Source organism: Escherichia sp. WS547 (assembly GCF_046486065.1).
GTDB classification, from domain to species: domain Bacteria; phylum Pseudomonadota; class Gammaproteobacteria; order Enterobacterales; family Enterobacteriaceae; genus Escherichia; species Escherichia coli.
The window spans coordinates 58,593-83,797 of sequence record NZ_JBJQMA010000021.1; the positions used below are offsets into that span (position 1 = coordinate 58,593).

Here is a 25,205-nt window from a genome sequence, read left to right on the forward strand (position 1 = left end):
TTTTGCCTCCTTTCTCGCCACAAGAAATTAACTGTAGCGGGAAAGGATGGGTTTGGCTATGTGGTCAGGTATGAAGCAAGGTCAACGGTCACAAAATTCTACGCGTCTTCCTGGGGGAGGATGATTTCAATTTGGCTGTCTTGTAAGCGTGATTTTAGCGCAGCGGGTGGCAGCTCGTCGGTAAAGAGTGCAGTGACCTGTGCCACGTTACCAATTTCAACTGCCGCCGAAGCATGATACTTAGTGTGGTCGGCGACCAGCAGGATATTTCTCGCGTGCGCCATCATCGTTTTCACTACGTTAGCTTCGTTAACATCAAACTCCATCAACGCGCCATCGCTCTCAATCGCCCCAACGCTTGTTACAAGATAATCAGCACGAAAATCGGCCACAAAGGACGCCGCTGAAGGGCCAATAATCCCGCTATTATGCGAACGCAGCGTACCGCCTGGCACCATCACTTCAAAACGCGGGTTATGATAAAGAATATGTGCCACACGCAGGCTGTTGGTGATTATCCGCAAATGATTATGGTTAAGTAACGCCCGGGCAACATGCTCAACGGTCGTACCGATGGTGATAAATATTGTCGAACCATCAGGAATATAATCTGCCACCGCCTCCGCGATGGCTTTTTTTTCCTCGGTTTGCGAAACCTCACGCTGTTCGAACGCCATATTAACGACGCTGGAGGCCCGACCCGCGCCACCGTGATGGCGCGTGATCAGTCCTTGCTCGCTTAATTTACGAATATCCCGGCGGACCGTCTGCGTGGAGACATCCAGCAGATTTGCCAGCTCATCAATATTCATATACCCACGCTCGGCGATCAGCATGAGGAGTTGGTCGTGCCGCGGGTTACCGGTTAGTTCGGTAAGGCTCATGAAAATTCCTCGAAAAACCATCACCCTGGCATTTTATACAAAAAGTGACAAAAAAGATCGGGTTTGATCACAGTCAGGGATCCCGGCTCGTCCACCGGGACGAGTGCATTTTAACGCCGCCACACCGCTGGCGAAGCGAACTGACTCCGCTAAATTCCCACCGGTTGCCAGCGCCACCGCCAATGCGCCGTGAAAAACATCACCCGCACCTGTGGTATCTACCACATCAACTTTGAAGGCCGGCTGATGTTGACGCCCGCCATTTTCCAGCCAGTCGCAGCCTGCGCTGCCCTGGGTCACATAGACATGACCATTTGTGAGCGTTTGCGCCTGTTTTAGCGCACTCGCCATCTCTTTCACGCCCGTTAAGCGCGCCAGACCCGGTTCTGAAAAAGCCGCGTGATCGCTTAACGCCACCAGTTCGCTGATATCCTGCGGCGTAATATCCCCGTCCAGCACAGTCATCACGCCCGCCTGCCGGGCCAGAGTGAAGGCTTTTTTAGCACCGTCGTGCCAGCGTACATCTGCCAGCACAACATCCCACTGAGAGAAATCAATTTCCTCCAACCACTCTGCGTCAGGCAGCAGGTCCGGGCTGGGGTAGTTAATGATTATCCGCTCGCCTTTGGCATCCACCATGATGGCGGATTGCGAAGATTTCGCCTGGTTATACCGTTTGGTGTAACGGGTGTTAACACCCCAGGATTCCAGCTCTGCCAGCAGGCTGTTACCCGTGTCGTCATCACCGACGCGACCAATAAAATCGACCTGCGCCCCCAGCCTTGCCGCCGCAACCGCTGCCGTCGCCGCTGGCCCGCCACCAACTTCCGTATAATTTCTCGCCACGTATTTACCGCTCTCCGTCGGTAATCCTTCCACGTAATAAATACGATCCATCACGGTAATACCTACACAAGCAACACGAATCATGGTCATTCCTTAAGCATTTTGGGATGCGTTCATTTTAATTTCACCAATTGTTTAAAAAGTGACGGCTGTCAATTTTTTGACGATAAATTACAAATACGATCAAAAACAGACAAGCAAAGCATGTCATAAATGACAAAAAGTGACATCACTGTATTCAGGAGAGGGTTATGGCAGCAATCGCGTTTATCGGTTTAGGACAAATGGGTTCGCCAATGGCAAGCAATTTATTGCAGCAAGGGCATCAACTTCGCGTCTTTGATGTGAACGCCGAAGCTGTGCGGCATCTGGTAGACAAAGGTGCGACTCCCGCCGCCAACCCGGCGCAGGCCGCTAAAGATGCCGAATTTATCATTACCATGTTGCCGAATGGCGATCTGGTGCGCAGCGTGTTGTTCGGTGAAAACGGCGTTTGCGAAAGCTTATCTACCGATGCGCTGGTCATCGATATGTCGACCATCCATCCGCTGCAAACCGATAAATTGATTGCCGATATGCAAGCCAAAGGCTTCAGCATGATGGATGTTCCGGTAGGCCGTACTTCTGCAAATGCCATTACCGGTACTCTGTTACTGCTGGCTGGCGGCACCGCTGAACAAGTTGAACGCGCCACACCGATCCTGATGGCGATGGGCAGTGAGTTGATCAACGCGGGCGGTCCGGGCATGGGGATCCGCGTTAAGCTCATCAACAACTACATGAGCATCGCGCTCAATGCGCTTTCGGCAGAAGCCGCTGTTTTGTGCGAAGCCCTGAATCTTCCCTTCGATGTTGCCGTCAAGGTGATGAGCGGCACCGCCGCCGGTAAAGGCCACTTCACCACTTCCTGGTCAAACAAAGTCCTCAGCGGGGATCTTTCTCCCGCCTTCATGATCGATCTTGCCCATAAGGATCTTGGTATCGCCCTTGATGTCGCCAACCAGCTGCATGTGCCAATGCCGCTGGGGGCCGCCTCACGGGAGGTTTATAGCCAGGCGCGCGCAGCGGGTCGCGGTCGCCAGGACTGGTCCGCCATTCTGGAACAAGTCCGTGTCAGTGCCGGGATGACTGCCAAAGTAAAAATGTAACGACTGGATAAAGGAATAAATGAATGAATAAGTACACCATCAACGACATTACACGCGCATCGGGCGGTTTTGCCATGCTGGCGGTCGATCAACGCGAAGCCATGCGCATGATGTTTGCCGCGGCTGGGGCACCCGCTCCAGTAGCCGATAGCGTTTTAACTGATTTCAAAGTTAACGCTGCAAAGGCCCTCTCGCCTTATGCCTCGGCGATTCTGGTGGATCAGCAATTCTGTTACCGCCAGGTGGTTGAGCAAAACGCGATTGCCAAAAGTTGCGCCATGATTGTCGCCGCCGATGAGTTCATTCCTGGCAACGGTATTCCGGTAGATAGCGTGGTCATTGACCGCAAAATCAATCCGCTACAAATCAAACAAGACGGTGGCAAAGCCTTAAAACTGCTGGTGCTGTGGCGTAGTGATGAAGATGCGCAGCAACGTCTGGATATGGTGAAAGAGTTTAACGAACTGTGCCACTCACACGGCCTGGTAAGCATTATTGAGCCAGTCGTCCGCCCACCACGTCGTGGCGATAAATTCGATCGCGAACAAGCGATCATCGATGCTGCTAAAGAGCTGGGCGACAGTGGCGCTGACCTCTACAAAGTTGAAATGCCGCTTTACGGTAAAGGTCCGCAACAAGAGCTTCTCAGTGCTTCACAACGTCTGAATGACCATATCAATATGCCGTGGGTGATACTTTCTTCCGGTGTCGACGAAAAACTGTTCCCGCGTGCCGTACGCGTGGCAATGACAGCGGGTGCATCGGGCTTCCTGGCTGGTCGTGCCGTCTGGGCATCGGTTGTCGGTTTACCAGACAACGAGCTGATGCTGCGTGACGTTTGCGCACCTAAATTACAACAACTTGGCGATATCGTCGACGAAATGATGGCTAAACGCCGTTAAGATGGGGATACAAAAATGAAATGGTTTAACACCTTAAGTCACAACCGTTGGCTGGAACAGGAAACCGACCGCATCTTTGATTTTGGTAAAAATTCCGTAGTACCGACCGGATTTGGCTGGTTAGGCAATAAAGGGCAAATCAAAGAAGAGATGGGCACCCATCTGTGGATCACCGCTCGTATGTTGCACGTTTATTCCGTTGCTGCGGCGATGGGTCGACCTGGCGCTTACTCGTTGGTTGATCACGGTATCAAAGCCATGAACGGCGCACTGCGCGATAAAAAATATGGCGGTTGGTATGCCTGCGTGAATGACGAGGGCGTGGTGGATGCCTCCAAACAGGGCTATCAACACTTCTTTGCTCTGCTGGGTGCTGCCAGCGCCGTCACTACCGGTCACCCGGAAGCCCGTAAACTTCTCGATTACGCCATTGAAATTATTGAGAAATACTTCTGGAGCGAAGAAGAGCAGATGTGCCTGGAGTCCTGGGACGAAGCCTTCAGCAAAACCGAAGAGTACCGCGGCGGCAATGCCAACATGCACGCGGTGGAAGCCTTCCTGATTGTCTATGACGTCACCCATGACAAAAAATGGCTGGATCGCGCGATTCGCGTGGCTTCCGTGATTATCCACGACGTCGCCAGAAATAATCATTATCGCGTTAACGAGCACTTCGATACCCAGTGGAATCCGCTGCCGGATTACAACAAAGATAACCCGGCGCACCGCTTCCGCGCATTCGGTGGCACGCCGGGCCACTGGATCGAATGGGGCCGTTTAATGCTGCACATCCACGCGGCCCTGGAAGCCCGTTGTGAACAGCCGCCTGCCTGGCTGCTAGAAGATGCCAAAGGTCTATTTAACGCCACCGTGCGCGATGCCTGGGCACCCGATGGCGCGGACGGGATTGTTTATACCGTTGACTGGGAAGGCAAACCGGTGGTCCGCGAACGTGTGCGTTGGCCTATCGTCGAAGCGATGGGTACGGCTTACGCGCTCTACACCGCCACCGGCGATCGCCAGTATGAAACCTGGTATCAGACATGGTGGGACTACTGCATTAAGTACCTGATGGACTATGAAAATGGTTCCTGGTGGCAGGAGCTGGATGCGGACAATAAAGTCACCACGAAAGTCTGGGACGGCAAACAGGATATTTATCACCTGCTGCATTGCCTGGTGATCCCGCGTATCCCGTTAGCGCCAGGCCTGGCTCCGGCTGTTGCCGCAGGCCTGCTGGACGTTAACGCGAAATAACTGAGCTGAAATAACGGCATATCAGGCTACATGCCGGGTATGTCGTTATTCAATAAAGGTGCCTCGTATGCAAATCACCAACATGCATTGCAGTGGACAAACCGTTTCACTTGCCGCGGGGGATTATCACGCGACTATCGTGACGGTTGGTGCTGGTCTGGCTGAATTAACCTTTCAGGGTTGTCATTTAGTCATCCCGCACAAACCCGAAGAGATGCCGCTGGCGCATCTGGGTAAAGTGCTTATTCCGTGGCCGAACCGGATCGCCAACGGCTGTTATCGCTATCAGGGGCAGGACTATCAGTTACCCATTAATGAACATAGTTCAAAAGCCGCTATTCACGGGCTGCTTGCCTGGCGTGACTGGCAAATTAGCGAATTAACCGCCACCAGCGTTACCCTGACAGCTTTTCTGCCGCCCAGTTACGGCTATCCGTTTATGCTGGCTTCACAAGTTGTTTATTCGCTCAATGCACGCACGGGTCTTTCCGTTGAGATCGCAAGCCAGAATATTGGTACTGTGACCGCACCTTATGGTGTGGGTATTCATCCTTATTTAACCTGCAACTTAACATCTGTTGATGACTATCTTTTCCAGCTTCCGGCAGAACAGGTTTATGCCGTCGATGAGCACGCAAATCCGACAACGCTTCACCACGTTGATGAGCTGAATTTAAATTTCACGCGGGCGACAAAAATAGCCGCGACAAAAATAGACCATACCTTTAAAACCGCTAATGATCTGTGGGAAATAACCATTACCCATCCACAACAGGCGCTTTCGGTGAGCCTCTGTTCCGATCAACCCTGGGTGCAGGTTTATAGCGGTGAAAAATTACAGCGTCAGGGACTGGCAGTTGAACCTATGAGTTGCCCGCCTAACGCCTTTAATTCAGGTATCGACTTATTATTACTGGAACCAGGAAAAACGCACCGCCTGTTTTTTAATATTCACGGGCAGCACAATTAATTTTATTAAGAAAAGAACGAGATCATTGTTTAGGGTTGTATTTACACAACAGGAAATATTATGGACTTTTTTACGTTATTTTCGCCGGATGGGGCCATGGTGGAAACAAGCGTGGTATGTATCGTTATCGCGTTAATGTTTCTTTATACCTTTGTGGGGATATGCGCGGGATTTGGCGGTGGTTTAACCACTATGCCGCTCGTCACGTTAATGCTCCCCGTAAAAATGGCAACTCCGCTCTCGGTGATTGTCGGCACCGCGACCGCCTTGTACGCCACCTGGCTGTCACGTAAAGAAACGGATTGGCGATCGGCAATGGTACTGATTATTTTCTCGTTTCTGGGAATACCCGTCGGTTTATATGCGCTGTCGTATTTACCCGACCATTTTATGAAAGTGGGCTTAGGCGGATTCCTTATCCTTTACTCGTTTTACAGCATGTTTATTCCTCGCCTGCCGATTTATGACCGTAACTGGATCGCCGCACCTATCGGCGCAGTAGCTGGCGCATTAGGCGCGGCGTTCTCAACCAACGGACCGCCGATGGTTATCTACGGTATGCTGCGTAACTTAGGCCCGGCGGCATTTCGTGGCACTCTGAACGCTTTCTTCACCGCAAACAACATCGCGGTGATCGGCGGGCTGGCGACCAGCGGAATTTTGACTGTTTCTATCTTTAAACTGGTGCTGTTTTGTATTCCCACCATGATCCTCGGTTCACTGGTTGGACAATATGTGCATAAACGCATTTCAGTCAAAGTGTTCCGTGTGATGGTCTTTTTGTTGCTGATTGCCTCCGGTTCTATGTTGATAAAAGGCGCGCTGGGAATTCCCGCTGCTGCCGCGCTTCTGCCTCCTTTTACCTTGTTAGTTATACTGCAACTGGCATTTGGTAAAAAAGTGGCGGCAATCCGCCGGGCTGAAGAAAGTAAATAATCACTTATGCGGGTTTTAATTTATACCCGCACACATTCTTTAATTAATGAAACCTGTAACAACAGGATGGCATGAAATATTAGCTTTATACTCTATGGAGATTATTTATGGATACGCCACGCCCACAATTACCAGATTTTCAGTTTCATCAGAATAACGACTGTTTTACCCTACATTTTCAACAGCGTCTTATTTTAACCCATAGCAAAGATAATCCTTGTTTATGGATTGGTTCAGGTATTGCGGATATCGATATGTTCCGCGGCAATTTCAGCATTAAAGATAAACTACAGGAGAAAATTGCGCTTACCGACGCCATCGTCAGCCAGTCACCGGATGGTTGGTTAATCCATTTCAGCCGTGGTTCTGACATTAGCGCCACGCTGAATATCTCTGCCGACGATCAGGGCCGTTTATTGCTGGAACTACAAAACGACAACCTTAACCACAACCGCATCTGGCTGCGCCTTGCCGCTCAACCAGAGGACCATATCTACGGCTGCGGCGAACAGTTTTCCTACTTCGATCTGCGCGGCAAACCGTTCCCGCTATGGACCAGTGAACAAGGCGTTGGTCGCAACAAGCAAACCTATGTCACCTGGCAGGCCGACTGCAAAGAGAACGCGGGCGGCGACTATTACTGGACTTTCTTCCCACAGCCTACGTTTGTCAGCACGCAGAAGTATTACTGCCATGTTGATAACAGTTGCTACATGAACTTCGACTTTAGCGCCCCGGAATACCATGAACTGGCGCTGTGGGAAGACAAAGCAACGCTGCGTTTTGAATGTGCTGATACATACATCTCCCTGCTGGAAAAATTAACTGCCCTGCTGGGACGCCAGCCAGAACTGCCCGACTGGATTTATGACGGGGTAACGCTCGGCATTCAGGGCGGGACGGAAGTGTGTCAGAAGAAACTGGACACCATGCGTAACGCGGGTGTGAAGGTTAACGGCATCTGGGCGCAGGACTGGTCCGGGATCCGTATGACCTCTTTTGGCAAACGCGTAATGTGGAACTGGAAGTGGAACAGCGAAAACTATCCGCAACTGGACTCACGTATTAAGCAGTGGAACAAAGAGGGCGTGCAGTTCCTGGCCTATATCAACCCGTATGTAGCCAGCGATAAAGATCTCTGCGAAGAGGCGGCAAAGCGCGGTTATCTGGCAAAAGATGCCTCTGGCGGCGACTATCTGGTGGAGTTTGGCGAGTTCTATGGCGGCGTTGTCGACCTCACCAATCCAGAAGCCTACGCCTGGTTCAAGGAAGTGATCAAAAAGAACATGATTGAACTTGGCTGCGGCGGCTGGATGGCTGACTTCGGCGAGTATCTGCCCACCGACACGTACCTGCATAACGGCGTCAGCGCGGAAATTATGCATAACGCCTGGCCTGCGCTGTGGGCGAAATGTAACTACGAAGCCCTTGAAGAAACGGGCAAGCTCGGCGAGATCCTCTTCTTTATGCGCGCCGGTTCTACCGGTAGCCAGAAATACTCCACCATGATGTGGGCGGGCGACCAGAACGTCGACTGGAGTCTCGACGATGGCCTGGCGTCGGTTGTCCCGGCGGCGCTGTCGCTGGCAATGACCGGACATGGCCTGCATCACAGCGACATTGGCGGTTACACCACCCTGTTTGAGATGAAGCGCAGCAAAGAGCTGCTGCTGCGCTGGTGCGATTTCAGCGCCTTCACGCCGATGATGCGCACCCACGAAGGTAACCGTCCTGGCGACAACTGGCAGTTTGACGGCGACGCGGAAACCATCGCCCATTTCGCCCGTATGACCACCGTCTTCACCACCCTGAAACCTTATCTGAAAGAGGCCGTCGCGCTGAATGCGAAGTCCGGTCTGCCGGTCATGCGCCCGCTGTTCCTGCATTACGAAGACGACGCGCAGACCTACACCCTGAAATATCAGTACCTGTTAGGCCGCGACATTCTGGTCGCTCCGGTGCATGAAGAAGGCCGTAGCGACTGGACGCTCTATCTGCCGGAGGATAACTGGGTCCATGCCTGGACGGGTGAAGCATTCCGGGGCGGGGAAGTGACCGTTAATGCGCCCATCGGCAAGCCGCCGGTCTTTTATCGCGCCGATAGCGAATGGGCGGCACTGTTCGCGTCGTTAAAAAGCATCTAATCACGTCCGCCCGTGGGGAAACTCACGGGCAAAGGGAGAACAACGATGAGTCACATCACAACGGAAGATCCGGCTACTTTACGTCTGCCCTTTAAAGAGAAACTCTCTTACGGTATCGGCGATCTGGCCTCTAACATCCTGCTGGATATCGGCACGCTTTATCTTTTGAAGTTTTATACCGACGTTCTGGGGCTGCCCGGCACCTATGGCGGCATTATCTTTTTGATCTCGAAATTCTTTACCGCCTTTACCGATATGGGTACCGGCATCATGCTCGATTCCCGGCGCAAGATCGGTCCAAAAGGCAAATTCCGCCCTTTTATTCTGTATGCATCATTCCCGGTCACTCTGCTGGCGATCGCCAACTTTGTCGGCACACCGTTTGATGTCACCGGTAAAACGGTGATGGCCACTATTCTGTTTATGCTCTACGGGCTGTTTTTCAGCATGATGAACTGCTCCTACGGCGCAATGGTCCCCGCTATTACCAAAAACCCCAACGAACGCGCATCGCTGGCAGCATGGCGTCAGGGTGGCGCTACATTGGGCTTACTGCTGTGTACGGTGGGATTCGTGCCGGTTATGAATCTTATCGAAGGTAATCAGCAAATTGGCTATATCTTCGCTGCCACGCTGTTTTCACTGTTCGGCCTGCTGTTTATGTGGATCTGCTACTCGGGCGTGAAAGAGCGTTATGTCGAAACCCAACCTACCAATCCGGCGCAAAAGCCAGGCCTGTTGCAATCTTTCCGCGCAATTGCCGGTAACCGCCCGCTGTTCATTCTGTGCATTGCCAACCTCTGCACTTTAGGGGCGTTTAACGTCAAGCTCGCCATCCAGGTCTATTACACCCAGTACGTACTTAACGATCCCATCCTGTTGTCGTATATGGGATTTTTCAGCATGGGCTGTATTTTCATCGGCGTGTTCCTGATGCCTGGCGCAGTCAGACGTTTTGGTAAGAAGAAGGTCTATATCGGCGGCCTGCTGATTTGGGTGCTGGGCGATCTGCTCAACTATTTCTTCGGCGGCGGCTCGGTCAGCTTTGTGGCGTTCTCCTGCCTGGCATTCTTCGGCTCGGCGTTTGTTAACAGCCTGAACTGGGCGCTGGTTTCCGACACCGTCGAGTACGGCGAGTGGCGCACCGGTGTGCGTTCGGAAGGTACGGTCTACACCGGCTTCACCTTCTTTCGCAAAGTATCTCAGGCGCTGGCAGGTTTCTTCCCAGGCTGGATGCTGACGCAAATCGGCTATGTGCCAAACGTCGCACAGGCTGACCACACCATTGAAGGGTTGCGCCAGCTGATCTTCATCTACCCAAGCGCACTGGCAGTAGTCACCATTGTGGCGATGGGTTGCTTCTACAGTCTGAACGAGAAGATGTACGTCCGCATTGTTGAAGAGATAGAAGCCCGTAAACGCACGGCGTAATTATAATAAACAACGCCCTGCGGGGCGTTATAAGGAGTGATTATGTCTGACCATAATCCACTGACATTAAGACTGAATCTGCGGGAAAAAATCGCCTATGGTATGGGCGACGTCGGTTCGAATTTAATGCTCTGCATCGGTACTCTGTATCTCCTCAAATTTTATACCGATGAATTAGGGATGCCTGCTTACTATGGCGGGATTATCTTTCTGGTGGCGAAGTTTTTTACCGCGTTTACCGATATGCTCACCGGATTTTTACTCGACTCGCGGAAAAATATTGGGCCTAAAGGCAAATTTCGTCCCTTTATTTTATATGCAGCGGTTCCGGCGGCGTTAATTGCAACGCTCCAGTTTATCGCCACCACCTTTAGTTTGCCGGTTAAAACGACGATTGCCACCGCACTGTTTATGATGTTTGGACTTTCATACAGTCTGATGAACTGCTCGTATGGTGCGATGATCCCGGCAATTACCAAAAACCCGAATGAGCGCGCGCAGCTCGCGGCTTACCGCCAGGGTGGTGCAACCATAGGGCTATTGATTTGTACCGTGGCGTTTATTCCGTTGCAGTCGCTTTTTTCTGACTCCACCGTCGGTTATGCCTGCGCGGCACTGATGTTCTCCATTGGTGGCTTTATTTTTATGATGCTGTGCTACAGAGGCGTCAAAGAGCATTATGTGGACACGACGCCAACCGGACATAAAGCCAGTATTCTCAAATCTTTTTGCGCGATATTTCGTAATCCGCCATTGCTGGTTTTGTGCATTGCTAACCTGTGTACCCTGGCGGCATTTAATATCAAACTGGCGATTCAGGTCTATTACACCCAGTATGTGCTGAATGATATTAATTTATTGTCGTGGATGGGATTTTTCAGTATGGGATGTATCCTCGTCGGCGTATTACTGGTGCCATTAACTGTAAAATGTTTTGGTAAAAAACAGGTTTATTTAGCTGGCATGGTGCTATGGGCGGTTGGTGATATCCTGAATTATTTCTGGGGAAGTAACTCTTTCACTTTCGTCATGTTCTCTTGTGTCGCCTTTTTTGGCACGGCCTTTGTAAACAGCCTGAACTGGGCACTGGTGCCAGATACCGTAGATTACGGTGAATGGAAAACCGGTATTCGTGCCGAAGGTTCTGTTTATACCGGTTATACCTTCTTTCGTAAAATTTCTGCCGCACTTGCTGGCTTCTTGCCAGGCATTATGCTGACGCAAATCGGTTATGTTCCCAACATCGCGCAAAGTGATGCGACATTACAGGGTTTGCGTCAGCTCATTTTTATCTGGCCTTGTGCACTGGCAATTATTGCTGCATTGACGATGGGATTCTTTTACACACTCAATGAAAAACGGTTTGCATTGATTATTGAGGAAATCAACCAACGCAAAAATAAAGAGATGGCGACAGAAGAAAAAACGGCTTCCGTAACGTTATAAATGTCAATAGCCGCTATTTCCATCCTGGTGGGTGGCGGCCTCCCTACGTTTAAAAATGGACTTATTATGAAAAAGATTAATGCAATAATTCTATTATCCTCTCTGACCTCTGCCTCGGTATTTGCTGGCGCATACGTCGAAAACAGGGAGGCATATAATCTCGCCTCCGATCAGGGCGAAGTTATGCTACGCGTGGGTTATAACTTCGATATGGGCGCGGGTATTATGTTAACCAATACCTACACCTTTCAGCGAGAAGATGAACTCAAACATGGCTATAATGAAATTGAAGGTTGGTATCCTTTATTTAAACCAACCGATAAATTAACCATCCAGCCCGGTGGCTTAATTAATGACAAGAGTATCGGTTCGGGTGGTGCCGTTTATCTGGATGTTAACTACAAATTTACTCCGTGGTTTAACCTGACGGTGCGTAATCGCTATAACCATAATAATTACAGCTCTACAGATTTGAACGGCGAATTGGATAATAACGACACCTATGAAGTTGGCACCTACTGGAATTTTAAAATCACCGAGAAATTCTCCTATACATTTGAACCACATTACTTCATGCGAGTAAATGACTTTAATAGCAGCAATGGAAAAGATCATCACTGGGAAATCACTAACACCTTCCGTTATCGCATTAATGAACACTGGCTCCCTTATTTCGAATTACGCTGGTTAGATCGTAATGTCGAACCGTACCACCGCGAGCAAAACCAGATTCGTATCGGGACGAAGTATTTCTTCTGATGTAAAACTGCCGGATGCGGCGAAAACGCCTTATCCGGCCTACGGTTGATACGGTTTCCGTTGGCCGGATTAAGCCACATCCGGCCATTAATCAAGCTTCAGCCGCCAGCATCTCTTTCTTACGTTGGCTAATACGCTTAACCAGCATTACGGAAACCACCGCACCACAGAATGCGAAGCAGGCCATAATGCCAAACACAATTTTGTAGCCAATAATCCCCGGATTTAAATCCAGAATGTAGCCATACAGACTGAAGCAGAACATCGCCGGGGCGTAACCAATAAAGCTACCCAACGCCATCGCCGCGCCTGTTTTATTTTCAGCAATTTTTGCTTCGCCGATAGGTGCAAAAAATACGGCTCGCTGTGTAAAGACTATCGCGCCAAAGCCCAGCGTACATGCCATCCCTAAATATACCGGCATACTTTCGTGCGGCAGCATAATCAACAGTACGAGCGCAGCGGTACTGATGATAAAGGTGTAGCATAGATATTTACTCGGCGATTTCAGGATCTTATCTGAAATCATGCCACCAATCGGTCCACCAATCATTTTCAGACAGTATTGGTTAATGATGCCGTAAGCCCCCACCAGCGCAACGGGCAATAGATAGATGTTTTTCAGGAATGGAATGAAGAATGTCAGGCCACAGTAAACCGCGTAAACGAAGAAGACGTTGAAAGCGATAAGCCAGATAGTTTTGTCTTTCAGCACCGAGGTCATACTGGTGTTTTTCGATGCTCCGTCTTCTTTTTTCACCTCAACGGACGGTGCCTCTTCTTTGTCATTCAGAACAAAGAAAATGATAATGCCTACGGCAATCACAATAAGGGAATAGAACCAGATGCCTGCTTTAAAACCCAATAAGCCACTGCCAAACCAGGTAAATACTGCCAACGCAGAAAATGCCACCACGGTATCGACAATGCCACGCCCTGTTTCGAAGAAGCCAAACAACCGACCTTGTTGTTCGCTATTGCCCAATCGACTTACCGACTTGAGCAAGACCGGCCAGTTCATCATGTCGCAAGTAACGCCAAATAGCGCCCAGACAAAGAGGATGCCCCAATACCCCGGCATTGTCGTCAAATAAACACCCAGTAATCCTGTCGCAATGAGTGAGAATGACATGGTGTATCTGCGCGGTAGTTTATCGGCAAAATAAATAGACAGAAAAAAGCCCACTGTCGTGACAAATGAGTTTACCGACATAGCATTACCAATTTGACCATTGGTCAAATGGAAATATTCCTGCATCGGGATATAAAACGCATCTTTCAGCGACGGTAATTTATAAATTGTACCGCCACACAATGTTAATAGACTAAATAACGCCCATTTCTTTTTCGTGAGCATAACATCCCCTAAGCGATATTTAAAATCACTGTTTTAAAGGCAATAAGATACCGACCATTCATATCGAATGGTTTTATTAACTGCGTATGAGTTAAAACTTATTAGTGGTTCAGAAGATGGTTTGCCTCTTGTTTGATTTGTTGTAGTACGTTACGCACATGATTTATCTGATTAATTGCATCTTCTTTTTCTTTACGTAACCGCGCATCCAGTAAATGATTTTCTGGCAATGGTGTTTCACTCATCTGGCGATAAGAGATCCACGGATTATCATCTTCGTCTTCAAAGCGGAACGCCGGCGCATAGTAATCAACCTCTTCTTCCAGGCCATATGCCGTCACCTGCGGCTCATCATCACCCAGGCATATAAGGTGCGTTAATAACGCTTTGAACGGCATATCACCCTGACCTGAAATACAGGCTTTATGACCCAGGCCACCCTCTTCTTTAACGATCAAGGCATCTTTGATATGGACCTGGGTAATATGCGGTGCCATCGTTTTTAAAGCGTCGATGGGATGCTCATTTGCATTGATCATGTTCGCAAAATCAAACAGTAAGGAAAGAGATTCCATCTCACTTTCTTTGACCAGCGACACCAACTCATGGCTTTTTAAATCTTCATGCTGTTCGATCGTAAAAGTCAGGCCGCTGTCCTGATACGTTTCCCGTACATAGGCAATGTCGTTAGCGATGATCGATAATACGTCGCGCAAATTACCTTCATAACGTGGATAAAAACGTACGGACGATGCCCCAGTTTTCAACGCAATGGCGACGGCTTCGTCAATAGATGCCTTATCTGAAGCGCTGGTTTCAATATGAATATCAAGGTTCAGACGGCGGGCTTTATCCCCAAAGGCAGAGAGTTCTTTATCGTCCATATTACCAAGAGAAAAACGCTCGCCGTCCAGAACATGGATTTTGACGCCACGTAGATTATTTTCACTTGCGATATCAAGTAAATCAGCAGGCAACACTCTTTCCAGCCGCATATTTAAATGAAAGGCATAAGCATGTAAATAAAGAGGAAGAGTGTCGACACGTTGTAGAATCTTTCTTGCGTTATTTATTGTCACCATAAAACACCTACAGATTAATGATGAGGTCTACGGCCTCAAATCGCCAATATTCAATATCTATCTGGACAATATTGCCTTGCTGGTCGGCGCGATGCTTTTCAATTAAGATCGCTGGCATACCCGCAGAACCGCCAAGATACTTGCTGATATCGCCCGGCATTCTGACGGGTTTGAAAATCAATTTTTTTACTACCGTCTCTTTCTGGTAGCACTTTTCCCAGACTGCAGAAAATGAGTGGTTTTCAAGTTGTTCAATAAAACCCGGAGCAACTTCAGGATTAATATATGTTTCGTGATAGAAAACTTTATGTCCTTCCAGCGCCCCCCAGCCGGTGATGCGATAGAGTTCAGTTGATGGTGTCACTGCAATCAGTGGCGCGAGCGTCTCGGGAATATCGCTGGTACGGTTTTTCTCGGTAAACCCCCAGGAAGGCTCTCGTCCTTGCTCAATTGCGGCCCGCTGAAAGCTCGCTGACAGCTCCGGACTGTAATTAAATCGCGGCTGGGTCACGAACCACCCCTTACGATCCTTACGGAAGATTTTGGATTCTGCCTCGAGGTTCAACAACGCCTGGCGCAGCGTCATACGTTTAATGCCCAGCAGTTCTCCCAGCTCTCTTTCTGAAGGGAGTTTTCCACCCGGCGTGGTGATGCCATCTTTCAACCACCGATCCAGTTTCTCTTTTGCATTTTCTACGGTGGATTGATTCTCCGCCATTGTTTAATCCTTTTGGTTTAAACCAGATGAAGCATCTTACGCTTACGCCAAAAAAGAAAGCAATTAACGGTGTATGACTTTGCAGATAATTGTGACAAAGCTCTCTATTGACGTAATCACAGACTTATAAGGGAGATACTCGCATTGGTGTGCGCTCACGACAGGTAAAAAAAAACCTGCCAGCGATGGCAGGTTTTTTATAACTAAAAAACGAAATTAATCGTCTTTCGGTGCGCGGTTGGCGCGACGACGATCGTTTTCCGTCAGGTGACGTTTACGAATACGGATAGAGGTCGGAGTCACTTCTACCAGTTCGTCATCATCGATGAACTCCAGAGCTTGTTCCAGAGTCATGCGGATAGGCGGAACCAGAACAACGGCTTCGTCAGTACCGGAAGCACGCATGTTGGTCAGTTTCTTACCGGTCAGGCAGTTTACAGTCAGGTCGTTAGAGCGGCTATGAATACCGATAATCTGACCTTCGTAAACTTCTGCACCGTGACCGAGGAACAGCTTACCGCGATCCTGCAGACCGAACAGCGCGAACGCTACCGCTTTACCCTGACCGTTAGAGATCAGTACGCCATTCTGACGCTGACCCACTTCACCCGGACGTACGTCGTCGTAGTGGCTGAAGGTGGAGTACAGCAGACCCGTACCGGAAGTCATGGTCATGAACTCAGAACGGAAACCAATCAGACCACGGCTTGGGATCACGTAGTCGAGACGTACGCGGCCTTTACCGTCTGGATTCATGTTTTTCAGGTCGCCTTTACGTTCGCCCAGCGCCTGCATTACAGAACCCTGATGCTGTTCTTCAACGTCCAGAGTCACGTTTTCATACGGCTCTTGTTTACGACCGTCGATTTCACGGAAGATAACTTTCGGACGGGATACCGCCAGTTCGAAACCTTCACGACGCATGTTTTCGATCAGAACAGACAGGTGCAGTTCGCCACGACCAGAAACGCGGAACGCATCGGCGTCTTCGGTTTCTTCTACGCGCAGAGCAACGTTGTGTACCAGTTCTTTGTTCAGACGATCCAGGATCTGACGAGACGTTACGAACTTACCTTCTTTACCGCAGAACGGCGAGGTGTTAACGCAGAAGAACATAGAAACGGTCGGCTCATCAACGGAGAGTGCCGGCAGCGCTTCAACGTTTTGCGTGTCGCAAACGGTGTCAGAAATGTTCAGTTCGCCCAGGCCCGTGATCGCCACGATATCGCCAGCTTCCGCCAGGTCGGTTTCGATACGTTCCAGACCGAGGTGGCCCAGCACTTTACCGACTTTCGCGTTACGGGTTTTGCCTTCGCTATCGATGATAGTGACCTGCTGGTTCGGCTTCACTTTACCGCGCTTGATGCGGCCAATGCCGATAACGCCAACATAGCTGTTGTAATCGAGCTGAGAAATCTGCATCTGGAACGGACCGTCAAGGTCAACGTCCGGCGCAGGAACGTGGTCAACAATCGCCTGATACAGCGGGGTCATGTCTTCCGCCATATCTTCGTGGTCCAGACCCGCGATACCGTTCAGCGCAGAAGCGTAAACGATCGGGAAGTCCAGCTGCTCGTCGGTCGCGTCGAGGTTAACGAACAGGTCGAATACCTGATCCACAACCCAGTCAGGACGCGCGCCAGGGCGGTCAACTTTGTTGATAACAACAATCGGCTTCAGGCCGTAAGCAAACGCTTTTTTGGTTACGAAGCGCGTTTGCGGCATCGGGCCGTCAAATGCGTCAACCACCAGCAGCACTGAGTCTACCATGGACATTACACGTTCAACTTCACCACCGAAGTCGGCGTGCCCCGGGGTATCAACGATGTTGATACGGTAATCATTCCATTTGATAGCGGTGTTTTTCGCGAGGATGGTAATCCCACGCTCTTTCTCCAAATCGTTGGAGTCCATCACGCGCTCTTGGGTTTCGGCACGAGAGTCGAACGTACCGGATTGTTGGAGCAGCTTGTCTACCAGGGTGGTTTTACCATGGTCTACGTGCGCGATGATGGCGATATTACGCAATTTTTCGATCACAACTTTGCCTCAGGCATTAGAAATAGCGCGTTATTGTACACGGATTAATCGCACTACAAAACAGGATCACAAACATCCTCCGCAAACAAGTATTGCAGAGTCCCTTTGTGATCGCTTTCACGGAGCATAAAAAGGGTTATCCAAAGGTCATTGCACCAATATGGTGCTTAATGTTTCCATTGAAGCACTATATTGGTGCAACATTCACATCATGGTGCAGCCCTTTTGCACGATGTTAAGCATGATAACGCCTTTTAGGGGCAATTTAAAAGTTGGCACAGATTTCGCTTTATCTTTTTTACGGCGACACGGCCAAAATAATTGCAGATTTCGTTACCACGACGACCATGACCAATCCAGGAGAGTTAAAGTATGTCCGCTGAACACGTACTGACGATGCTGAACGAGCACGAAGTGAAGTTTGTTGATTTGCGCTTCACCGATACTAAAGGTAAAGAACAGCACGTCACTATCCCTGCTCATCAGGTGAATGCTGAATTCTTCGAAGAAGGCAAAATGTTTGACGGCTCCTCGATTGGCGGCTGGAAAGGCATTAACGAGTCCGACATGGTGCTGATGCCAGACGCATCCACCGCAGTGATTGACCCGTTCTTCGCCGACTCCACCCTGATTATCCGTTGCGACATCCTTGAACCTGGCACCCTGCAAGGCTATGACCGTGACCCGCGCTCCATTGCGAAGCGCGCCGAAGATTACCTGCGTTCCACTGGCATTGCCGACACCGTACTGTTCGGGCCAGAACCTGAATTCTTCCTGTTCGATGACATCCGTTTCGGATCATCTATCTCCGGTTCTCACGTTGCTATCGACGATATCGAAGGCGCATGGAACTCCTCCACCCAATACGAAGGTGGTAACAAAGGTCACCGTCCGGCAGTGAAAGGCGGTTACTTCCCGGTTCCGCCGGTAGACTCTGCTCAGGATATTCGTTCTGAAATGTGTCTGGTGATGGAACAGATGGGCCTGGTGGTTGAAGCCCATCACCACGAAGTAGCGACTGCTGGTCAGAACGAAGTGGCTACCCGCTTCAATACCATGACCAAAAAAGCTGACGAAATTCAGATCTACAAATATGTTGTGCACAACGTAGCGCACCGCTTCGGTAAAACCGCGACCTTTATGCCAAAACCGATGTTCGGTGATAACGGCTCCGGTATGCACTGCCACATGTCGCTGTCTAAAAACGGCGTCAACCTGTTCGCAGGCGACAAATACGCAGGTCTGTCTGAGCAGGCGCTGTACTATATTGGCGGCGTAATCAAACACGCGAAAGCGATTAATGCCCTGGCAAACCCGACCACCAACTCTTACAAGCGTCTGGTCCCGGGCTACGAAGCACCGGTAATGCTGGCTTACTCTGCACGCAACCGTTCTGCGTCTATCCGTATTCCGGTGGTTTCTTCTCCGAAAGCACGTCGTATCGAAGTACGTTTCCCGGACCCGGCGGCTAACCCGTACCTGTGCTTTGCTGCCCTGCTGATGGCCGGTCTTGACGGTATCAAGAACAAGATCCATCCGGGCGAAGCGATGGACAAAAACCTGTATGACCTGCCGCCGGAAGAAGCGAAAGAGATCCCACAGGTTGCTGGTTCTCTGGAAGAAGCACTGAACGAACTGGATCTGGACCGCGAGTTCCTGAAAGCCGGTGGTGTGTTCACTGATGAAGCGATCGATGCGTACATCGCTCTGCGTCGCGAAGAAGATGACCGCGTGCGTATGACTCCGCATCCGGTAGAGTTTGAGCTGTACTACAGCGTCTAATAGTTGAAGTTGTACTACCCGGCGCAACAACGCCGGGATTTAGTTGCCGTGGAAACTTTCAGCCCATCTCTGCATGGGCTTTTTTCTCCGTCAATTCTCTGATGCTACGCGCTTTTTATCCGTAAAAAGCTATAATGCACTAAAATGGTGCAACCTGTTCAGGAGACTGCTTTATGGCAACAGGCACGCAGCCCGATGCTGGGCAGATCCTCAACTCGCTGATTAACAGTATTTTGTTAATCGATGACAACCTGGCGATCCATTACGCCAACCCCGCCGCGCAACAACTGCTCGCCCAAAGCTCCCGCAAATTGTTTGGTACACCGTTACCGGAACTATTGAGCTACTTCTCATTAAATATCGAGCTGATGCAAGAAAGTCTGGAGGCGGGGCAAGGTTTTACCGATAACGAAGTGACGCTGGTCATCGACGGGCGCTCGCATATCCTTTCTGTGACGGCCCAGCGTATGCCGGACGGCATGATCCTGCTGGAGATGGCACCGATGGATAACCAGCGCCGCTTAAGTCAGGAACAGCTACAGCACGCCCAGCAGGTTGCTGCCCGTGATTTAGTGCGCGGCCTGGCACATGAGATTAAAAATCCGCTTGGCGGTTTACGTGGCGCGGCGCAGCTACTCAGCAAAGCATTACCTGACCCGTCACTACTCGAATATACCAAAGTGATTATCGAACAGGCGGACCGGCTGCGAAATCTGGTCGACCGTCTGTTGGGACCGCAACTGCCCGGTACGCGCGTTACCGAAAGTATTCACAAAGTGGCTGAACGCGTGGTGACGTTGGTGTCGATGGAACTGCCGGACAACGTGCGGTTGATTCGTGATTACGATCCCAGCCTGCCGGAACTGGCGCACGACCCGGATCAAATTGAACAGGTCTTGCTGAATATTGTGCGCAATGCGCTACAGGCGCTGGGGCCGGAAGGCGGTGAAATCATTCTGCGTACCCGCACCGCGTTTCAACTGACCTTACACGGCGAGCGCTATCGGCTGGCGGCGCGAATTGATGTGGAAGATAACGGGCCGGGCATTCCGCCTCATTTGCAGGATACGCTGTTTTATCCGATGGTCAGTGGCCGCGAAGGTGGCACCGGGCTTGGCTTATCCATCGCCCGTAATTTGATTGATCAGCATTCAGGCAAAATTGAATTTACCAGTTGGCCAGGTCATACCGAGTTCTCGGTTTACCTGCCTATCAGGAAATAAAGGTGACGTTTATGCAACGAGGGATAGTCTGGGTAGTCGATGACGATAGTTCCATCCGTTGGGTGCTTGAACGTGCGCTCGCTGGAGCGGGTTTAACCTGTACAACATTTGAGAACGGCGCGGAGGTACTGGAGGCGCTGGCGAGCAAAACGCCGGATGTGCTGCTTTCAGATATCCGTATGCCGGGAATGGACGGGCTGGCGCTGCTCAAGCAGATTAAACAGCGCCATCCGATGCTTCCGGTCATCATTATGACCGCACATTCCGATCTGGATGCTGCCGTCAGCGCCTATCAACAAGGGGCGTTTGATTATCTGCCCAAACCGTTTGATATCGACGAAGCCGTCGCCCTGGTTGAGCGCGCCATCAGTCATTACCAGGAACAGCAGCAGCCGCGTAATGTTCAGCTTAACGGCCCAACGACCGATATCATCGGCGAAGCGCCAGCCATGCAGGACGTGTTCCGTATTATCGGTCGGCTTTCGCGTTCTTCTATTAGCGTGCTGATTAACGGCGAATCCGGCACCGGTAAAGAGCTGGTCGCTCATGCCCTGCATCGCCACAGTCCGCGAGCCAAAGCGCCGTTTATCGCGCTGAATATGGCGGCTATCCCGAAGGATTTGATCGAATCAGAACTGTTTGGTCACGAGAAAGGCGCGTTTACCGGCGCGAATACCATTCGTCAGGGGCGTTTTGAACAGGCCGATGGCGGCACGTTATTTCTCGACGAAATTGGTGATATGCCGCTGGATGTGCAGACGCGTTTGCTGCGCGTGCTGGCAGACGGTCAGTTTTATCGCGTTGGCGGCTATGCGCCGGTGAAAGTGGATGTGCGGATTATCGCTGCCACTCACCAGAATCTTGAACAGCGGGTGCAGGAAGGTAAGTTCCGTGAGGATCTGTTCCACCGCCTGAACGTCATCCGCGTTCATCTGCCACCACTGCGTGAGCGTCGGGAAGATATTCCCCGCCTGGCACGCCATTTTTTACAGGTTGCCGCGCGCGAACTGGGCGTAGAAGCGAAGTTACTGCATCCGGAAACCGAAGCCGCGCTGACGCGTCTGGCGTGGCCAGGCAACGTGCGCCAGCTGGAAAACACCTGCCGCTGGCTAACGGTAATGGCTGCCGGACAGGAAGTGTTGATTCAGGATTTGCCTGGCGAACTGTTTGAATCAACGGTTGCGGAGAGTACTTCGCAAATGCAACCGGACAGTTGGGCGACGCTGTTAGCGCAGTGGGCAGACAGGGCGCTGCGTTCCGGTCATCAAAATCTGCTTTCCGAAGCGCAGCCTGAGCTGGAGCGGACGTTACTGACCACCGCGCTGCGACATACGCAGGGGCATAAACAGGAAGCGGCGCGGCTACTCGGCTGGGGGCGTAACACTCTGACGCGGAAGTTAAAAGAGCTGGGGATGGAGTGATTCACGGCTTGTGTGTAAAGATTGATTATTGAGCGCAAATTGCTGGTATTTTGCGCTTTACTGTTCCGATAAGTTCAGTATGATCTTGCCCGGAAAACGGGGAGAGTCATTATGCTGGAATCAATAATTAATCTGGTATCGAGTGGCGCAGTTGACAGCCACACACCGCAAACTGCCGTTGCTGCCGTGCTGTGTGCCGCGATGATTGGGCTGTTTAGCTGAGTTTCAGATTGCTGATGAAGTGCTCTTTGTTCATGCCGGATGCGGCGTGAACGCCTTATCCGGTCTACAAAAGCAATATTTTCAACAGGTTTTGTAGGCCTGATAAGCGTAGCGCATCAGGCAATCTTGTTCTCAGCACATTGATGGCGCTTTCGTTTTCTACTTTGTAAACGAAGCGCCATTCACTATTTAAATCACCCGTGAGAACTGCTGCATCCGCGCTTTCTGGCGCAGATAGGTATCAAAGCACATGCAAATGTTGCGGATCAGCAAGCGACCTTTCGCCGTCACCTGAATCCCCTTCTCATCCACATCCACCAGCCCATCTTTTGCTAACGGGGCGAGCAGCTTGAGATCTTCGGCAAAGTAATCAGCGAAGTGCAAATCCCACTGTTGCTCAATGGGAGCGTAATCCAGACGGAAGTTGCAGATGAGCGACTTAATCACATCGCGGCGAATACAGTCATCACGCGTTAGCGCAATACCACGCCACAGCGCATTGCCTTGTTCATCCACTTGCTGATAGTACTGCTTCAACTCTTTCTGGTTCTGCGCGTAGCAGTCGCCAATCATGCTGATGGCGGAAACGCCCATCCCCAGCAGATCGGTATCGCCCTGAGTGGTGTAGCCCTGGAAGTTACGATGCAGCACGCCTTCACGCTGGGCCACCGCCAGTTCGTCATCCGGACGGGCAAAGTGATCCATACCGATAAACTGATAGCCCGATTGCGTCAGGAAGGCGATGGTTTCCTGCAGGATATCGAGTTTTTGCTGCGGACTCGGCAAGTCAGCATCTTTGATTTTGCGCTGAGCAGCAAAAATGGTCGGCAGATGCGCATAGTTAAAGACGCTCAGACGATCGGGGTTCAGCTCCGCCACGCGTTTCAGGGTAAAAGCGAAACTCTCCGGCGTTTGTTTCGGCAGGCCGTAAATCAGGTCGATGTTGGTGGAGGTAAAGCCAATCTCACGCGCATGGTTAAGCAGTGCAAAGATGAACTCTTCATCCTGCTCGCGGTTAACCAGACGTTGCACTTCTTTGTTGAAGTCCTGCACGCCCATGCTCAGGCGATTAAAGCCCTCGGCGCGTAAATGATCGAGTACATCCAGTTCGATTTCGCGCGGATCGACTTCGATCGAAATCTCCGCATCGGCATTGAACTGGAAGTTTTCGCGCAGCAGCTTCATCAGACGGCTGATTTGCGCTTTGTTCAGATACGTCGGCGTACCACCGCCCCAGTGCAGCTGGCTCACCTTGCGCCCGGCAAAAAGCGGTGCACGATGGACGATTTCTTGCTCCAGCGCGTCCAGATACTGATCGGCCTTGTGCTGCTGGCGAGTAACAATCTTATTGCAACCGCAGAAGTAACAAAGCTTATGGCAGAACGGGATATGTACGTAGAGAGATAATGGACGCTCAGGATAGCGCGCCACGGCTTGTAAAAACGCCTGTTCGCCGAAGTCTTCTGAAAACTCCAGCGCGGTCGGGTACGAGGTGTATCGTGGCCCGGAATAGTTATATTTCTGGATCAGGGCCAGATCCCAGTCGATTTGCTGTACAGACATGCTCACTCCTTCCGATGGCGTCTCTGGCGGCTACGGCGTACCGGCGGATGCCCGTTTCGGGTCATCAGCCGGTTGCGCAGCCACTTTTGTCGCCGCGACAACCGCTGTAGTTTAACGAATAACCACACCAGATAACATATAACCGGAAGGGTTATCAGCAGAACGGGAAGGCCCACGGCGGCAATCCGTTAGTTGCCCCGCAGCAGACGCATCATGTCTTCTTGCTTCTCGTCTTCTTCCTCTTCTTCGTCATCGTCATAAGAGAGGCCGAGTTTCTGCATCAACTCATCAATACGATCCAGTTTGGCATCCACCCAGGATTGCTCTTCGGCGCTCAGGGTTTCGCCTGCCTCCAGACGTTCCAGCAGCGCATCCAGACGCTCATCCGTTTCCAGTAACTCCAACTCCGCCTGCGGTGAAAGCATAGGTTTCTCACTCTTCGGTTTGTGCTGTTTGGTGACTTTTTCAGTCACGCCCAATGGAATAGGGGTTTTACTGCCAATACGTGGATCTTTCGGTGCGTTCTGGCCTTTGCTGCCTGACGTGGTGTTACCGCCCGCTGCGCGGCTGCCCGGCGCATGACCACGACGTTTTTTCTGACGCTTACGGTCACGAGCTTCCTGATCCAGCTCCTCGCGTGTTTTTCGACGCGCTTTTGCATGACCTTTGCTGCGTGAGTTTGAAGATGATGGTTTCATAATGGTTCGTCTTTTAGCCGTTTTATTCAGTATAGATTTGCGGCGGAATCTAACAGAAAGCAAGCAAAGAAAAAAGGCGACAGATTACTCTGTCGCCTTTTTTCCTGACTCATAACCCTTAACGGGTCTTACAATCCTTGCAGGCCGCCAACACACCCTGTTTTTCCATTAGCCGGAACAATCCGTGTTGATTCCATTTCCGTTTAATTACGTCTCCGGACGTTTGTCTTCCTGACAATCCTCTGTCTTCGCCTCCTGGCGCTCCTGACCCTCATCCTGAGTCATTGTTCCTGTTAGCGTCCTCGCTCTATGGGTGCTACTTTACGCCTTTGCTTTAAACAAACAATCAACCGCCATCAGTATTTGCACATTTTCA

At 50.7% G+C, this 25,205-nt stretch carries 21 protein-coding genes and 1 pseudogene; 13 read left to right on the plus strand and 9 right to left on the minus strand.

The features are described from left to right. Positions 1 to 98: 98 nt before the first annotated feature. Both ACJHWK_RS17860 and yihV read right to left on the minus strand, forming a co-directional pair. Positions 99 to 884: a DeoR/GlpR family DNA-binding transcription regulator gene (locus ACJHWK_RS17860; protein WP_001521801.1), complete on the minus strand. Its 786-nt coding sequence runs from the start codon at positions 882 to 884 to the stop codon at positions 99 to 101. A 33-nt stretch (positions 885 to 917) separates the two neighbouring features. Beyond that, positions 918 to 1,814, minus strand: a complete 897-nt coding sequence (yihV, locus tag ACJHWK_RS17865) for a sulfofructose kinase (RefSeq protein ID WP_001521800.1) — start codon at positions 1,812 to 1,814, stop codon at positions 918 to 920. Between the two features lie 167 nt (positions 1,815 to 1,981). Between yihV and yihU the strand changes: the two genes are divergently transcribed. The 9 genes from yihU to ompL all read left to right on the plus strand — a co-directional run bounded on the left by yihU (position 1,982) and on the right by ompL (position 12,723). Beyond that, positions 1,982 to 2,878, plus strand: a complete 897-nt coding sequence (yihU, locus tag ACJHWK_RS17870; protein ID WP_001521799.1) for a sulfolactaldehyde 3-reductase — start codon at positions 1,982 to 1,984, stop codon at positions 2,876 to 2,878. A 23-nt stretch (positions 2,879 to 2,901) separates the two neighbouring features. Further along, on the plus strand, positions 2,902 to 3,780 hold the full coding sequence (gene yihT, locus ACJHWK_RS17875; RefSeq protein ID WP_001046455.1) for a sulfofructosephosphate aldolase: 879 nt from the start codon (positions 2,902 to 2,904) through the stop codon (positions 3,778 to 3,780). Positions 3,781 to 3,795: 15 nt separating this feature from the next. Then, positions 3,796 to 5,037, plus strand: coding sequence for a sulfoquinovose isomerase (gene yihS / locus ACJHWK_RS17880; RefSeq protein ID WP_001521797.1), 1,242 nt, complete (start codon positions 3,796 to 3,798; stop codon positions 5,035 to 5,037). A gap of 67 nt (positions 5,038 to 5,104) precedes the next feature. Next, on the plus strand, positions 5,105 to 6,007 hold the full coding sequence (locus ACJHWK_RS17885; RefSeq protein WP_001167543.1) for an aldose-1-epimerase: 903 nt from the start codon (positions 5,105 to 5,107) through the stop codon (positions 6,005 to 6,007). A gap of 60 nt (positions 6,008 to 6,067) precedes the next feature. Continuing rightward, a complete protein-coding gene (locus tag ACJHWK_RS17890) occupies positions 6,068 to 6,943 on the plus strand; it encodes a sulfite exporter TauE/SafE family protein (protein WP_000345433.1) in 876 nt (291 codons plus the stop codon). Between the two features lie 107 nt (positions 6,944 to 7,050). Continuing rightward, complete coding sequence (yihQ, locus tag ACJHWK_RS17895; RefSeq protein WP_001521795.1) at positions 7,051 to 9,087, plus strand: sulfoquinovosidase; 2,037 nt, start codon at positions 7,051 to 7,053, stop codon at positions 9,085 to 9,087. Positions 9,088 to 9,132: 45 nt separating this feature from the next. Beyond that, positions 9,133 to 10,518, plus strand: coding sequence for an MFS transporter (locus ACJHWK_RS17900; protein ID WP_001521794.1), 1,386 nt, complete (start codon positions 9,133 to 9,135; stop codon positions 10,516 to 10,518). Positions 10,519 to 10,560: 42 nt separating this feature from the next. Further along, the gene (locus ACJHWK_RS17905; RefSeq protein WP_001521793.1) at positions 10,561 to 11,964 is read left to right on the plus strand and encodes an MFS transporter; all 1,404 of its coding nucleotides are present in this window, start codon (positions 10,561 to 10,563) and stop codon (positions 11,962 to 11,964) included. A 66-nt stretch (positions 11,965 to 12,030) separates the two neighbouring features. Continuing rightward, positions 12,031 to 12,723: a porin OmpL gene (gene ompL, locus ACJHWK_RS17910; protein ID WP_001309878.1), complete on the plus strand. Its 693-nt coding sequence runs from the start codon at positions 12,031 to 12,033 to the stop codon at positions 12,721 to 12,723. Positions 12,724 to 12,814: 91 nt separating this feature from the next. On the opposite strand, the gene ACJHWK_RS17915 is transcribed toward ompL, so the two are convergent. The 4 genes from ACJHWK_RS17915 to typA all read right to left on the minus strand — a co-directional run bounded on the left by ACJHWK_RS17915 (position 12,815) and on the right by typA (position 17,920). Then, the gene (locus ACJHWK_RS17915; RefSeq protein WP_000956312.1) at positions 12,815 to 14,080 is read right to left on the minus strand and encodes an MFS transporter; all 1,266 of its coding nucleotides are present in this window, start codon (positions 14,078 to 14,080) and stop codon (positions 12,815 to 12,817) included. A 101-nt stretch (positions 14,081 to 14,181) separates the two neighbouring features. After that, positions 14,182 to 15,162, minus strand: coding sequence for a sugar phosphate isomerase/epimerase family protein (locus ACJHWK_RS17920; protein WP_001521791.1), 981 nt, complete (start codon positions 15,160 to 15,162; stop codon positions 14,182 to 14,184). 7 nt (positions 15,163 to 15,169) lie between these two features. Further along, the gene (locus ACJHWK_RS17925) at positions 15,170 to 15,880 is read right to left on the minus strand and encodes a GntR family transcriptional regulator (RefSeq protein WP_000829798.1); all 711 of its coding nucleotides are present in this window, start codon (positions 15,878 to 15,880) and stop codon (positions 15,170 to 15,172) included. A gap of 216 nt (positions 15,881 to 16,096) precedes the next feature. After that, positions 16,097 to 17,920 (minus strand): ribosome-dependent GTPase TypA, encoded by a 1,824-nt coding sequence (gene typA / locus ACJHWK_RS17930; protein WP_000570668.1) that lies wholly within the window; start codon positions 17,918 to 17,920, stop codon positions 16,097 to 16,099. Positions 17,921 to 18,292: 372 nt separating this feature from the next. Between typA and glnA the strand changes: the two genes are divergently transcribed. From glnA to ACJHWK_RS17950, 4 genes are all read left to right on the plus strand, one after another. Next, positions 18,293 to 19,702 carry a glutamate--ammonia ligase gene (gene glnA / locus ACJHWK_RS17935; protein ID WP_001271717.1) on the plus strand — a complete coding sequence of 470 codons (1,410 nt, stop codon included), beginning with the start codon at positions 18,293 to 18,295 and terminating at the stop codon, positions 19,700 to 19,702. Positions 19,703 to 19,875: 173 nt separating this feature from the next. Next, on the plus strand, positions 19,876 to 20,925 hold the full coding sequence (gene glnL, locus ACJHWK_RS17940; protein ID WP_000190577.1) for a nitrogen regulation protein NR(II): 1,050 nt from the start codon (positions 19,876 to 19,878) through the stop codon (positions 20,923 to 20,925). An 11-nt stretch (positions 20,926 to 20,936) separates the two neighbouring features. Beyond that, entirely contained in the window at positions 20,937 to 22,346 is a 1,410-nt protein-coding gene (glnG, locus tag ACJHWK_RS17945) for a nitrogen regulation protein NR(I) (protein ID WP_001188777.1), read from the plus strand. Between the two features lie 111 nt (positions 22,347 to 22,457). Continuing rightward, positions 22,458 to 22,568, plus strand: a complete 111-nt coding sequence (locus tag ACJHWK_RS17950) for a YshB family small membrane protein (RefSeq protein WP_000893994.1) — start codon at positions 22,458 to 22,460, stop codon at positions 22,566 to 22,568. 189 nt (positions 22,569 to 22,757) lie between these two features. Here the strand turns inward: ACJHWK_RS17950 and hemN are convergent, their stop codons facing one another. The 3 genes and pseudogenes from hemN to ACJHWK_RS17965 all read right to left on the minus strand — a co-directional run bounded on the left by hemN (position 22,758) and on the right by ACJHWK_RS17965 (position 25,114). Next, the gene (gene hemN / locus ACJHWK_RS17955; RefSeq protein WP_000116109.1) at positions 22,758 to 24,131 is read right to left on the minus strand and encodes an oxygen-independent coproporphyrinogen III oxidase; all 1,374 of its coding nucleotides are present in this window, start codon (positions 24,129 to 24,131) and stop codon (positions 22,758 to 22,760) included. Between the two features lie 188 nt (positions 24,132 to 24,319). Continuing rightward, on the minus strand, positions 24,320 to 24,829 hold the full coding sequence (gene yihI, locus ACJHWK_RS17960) for a Der GTPase-activating protein YihI (RefSeq protein ID WP_001295266.1): 510 nt from the start codon (positions 24,827 to 24,829) through the stop codon (positions 24,320 to 24,322). A gap of 118 nt (positions 24,830 to 24,947) precedes the next feature. Next, positions 24,948 to 25,114, minus strand: a pseudogene (locus tag ACJHWK_RS17965) (hypothetical protein). Positions 25,115 to 25,205: the final 91 nt, after the last annotated feature.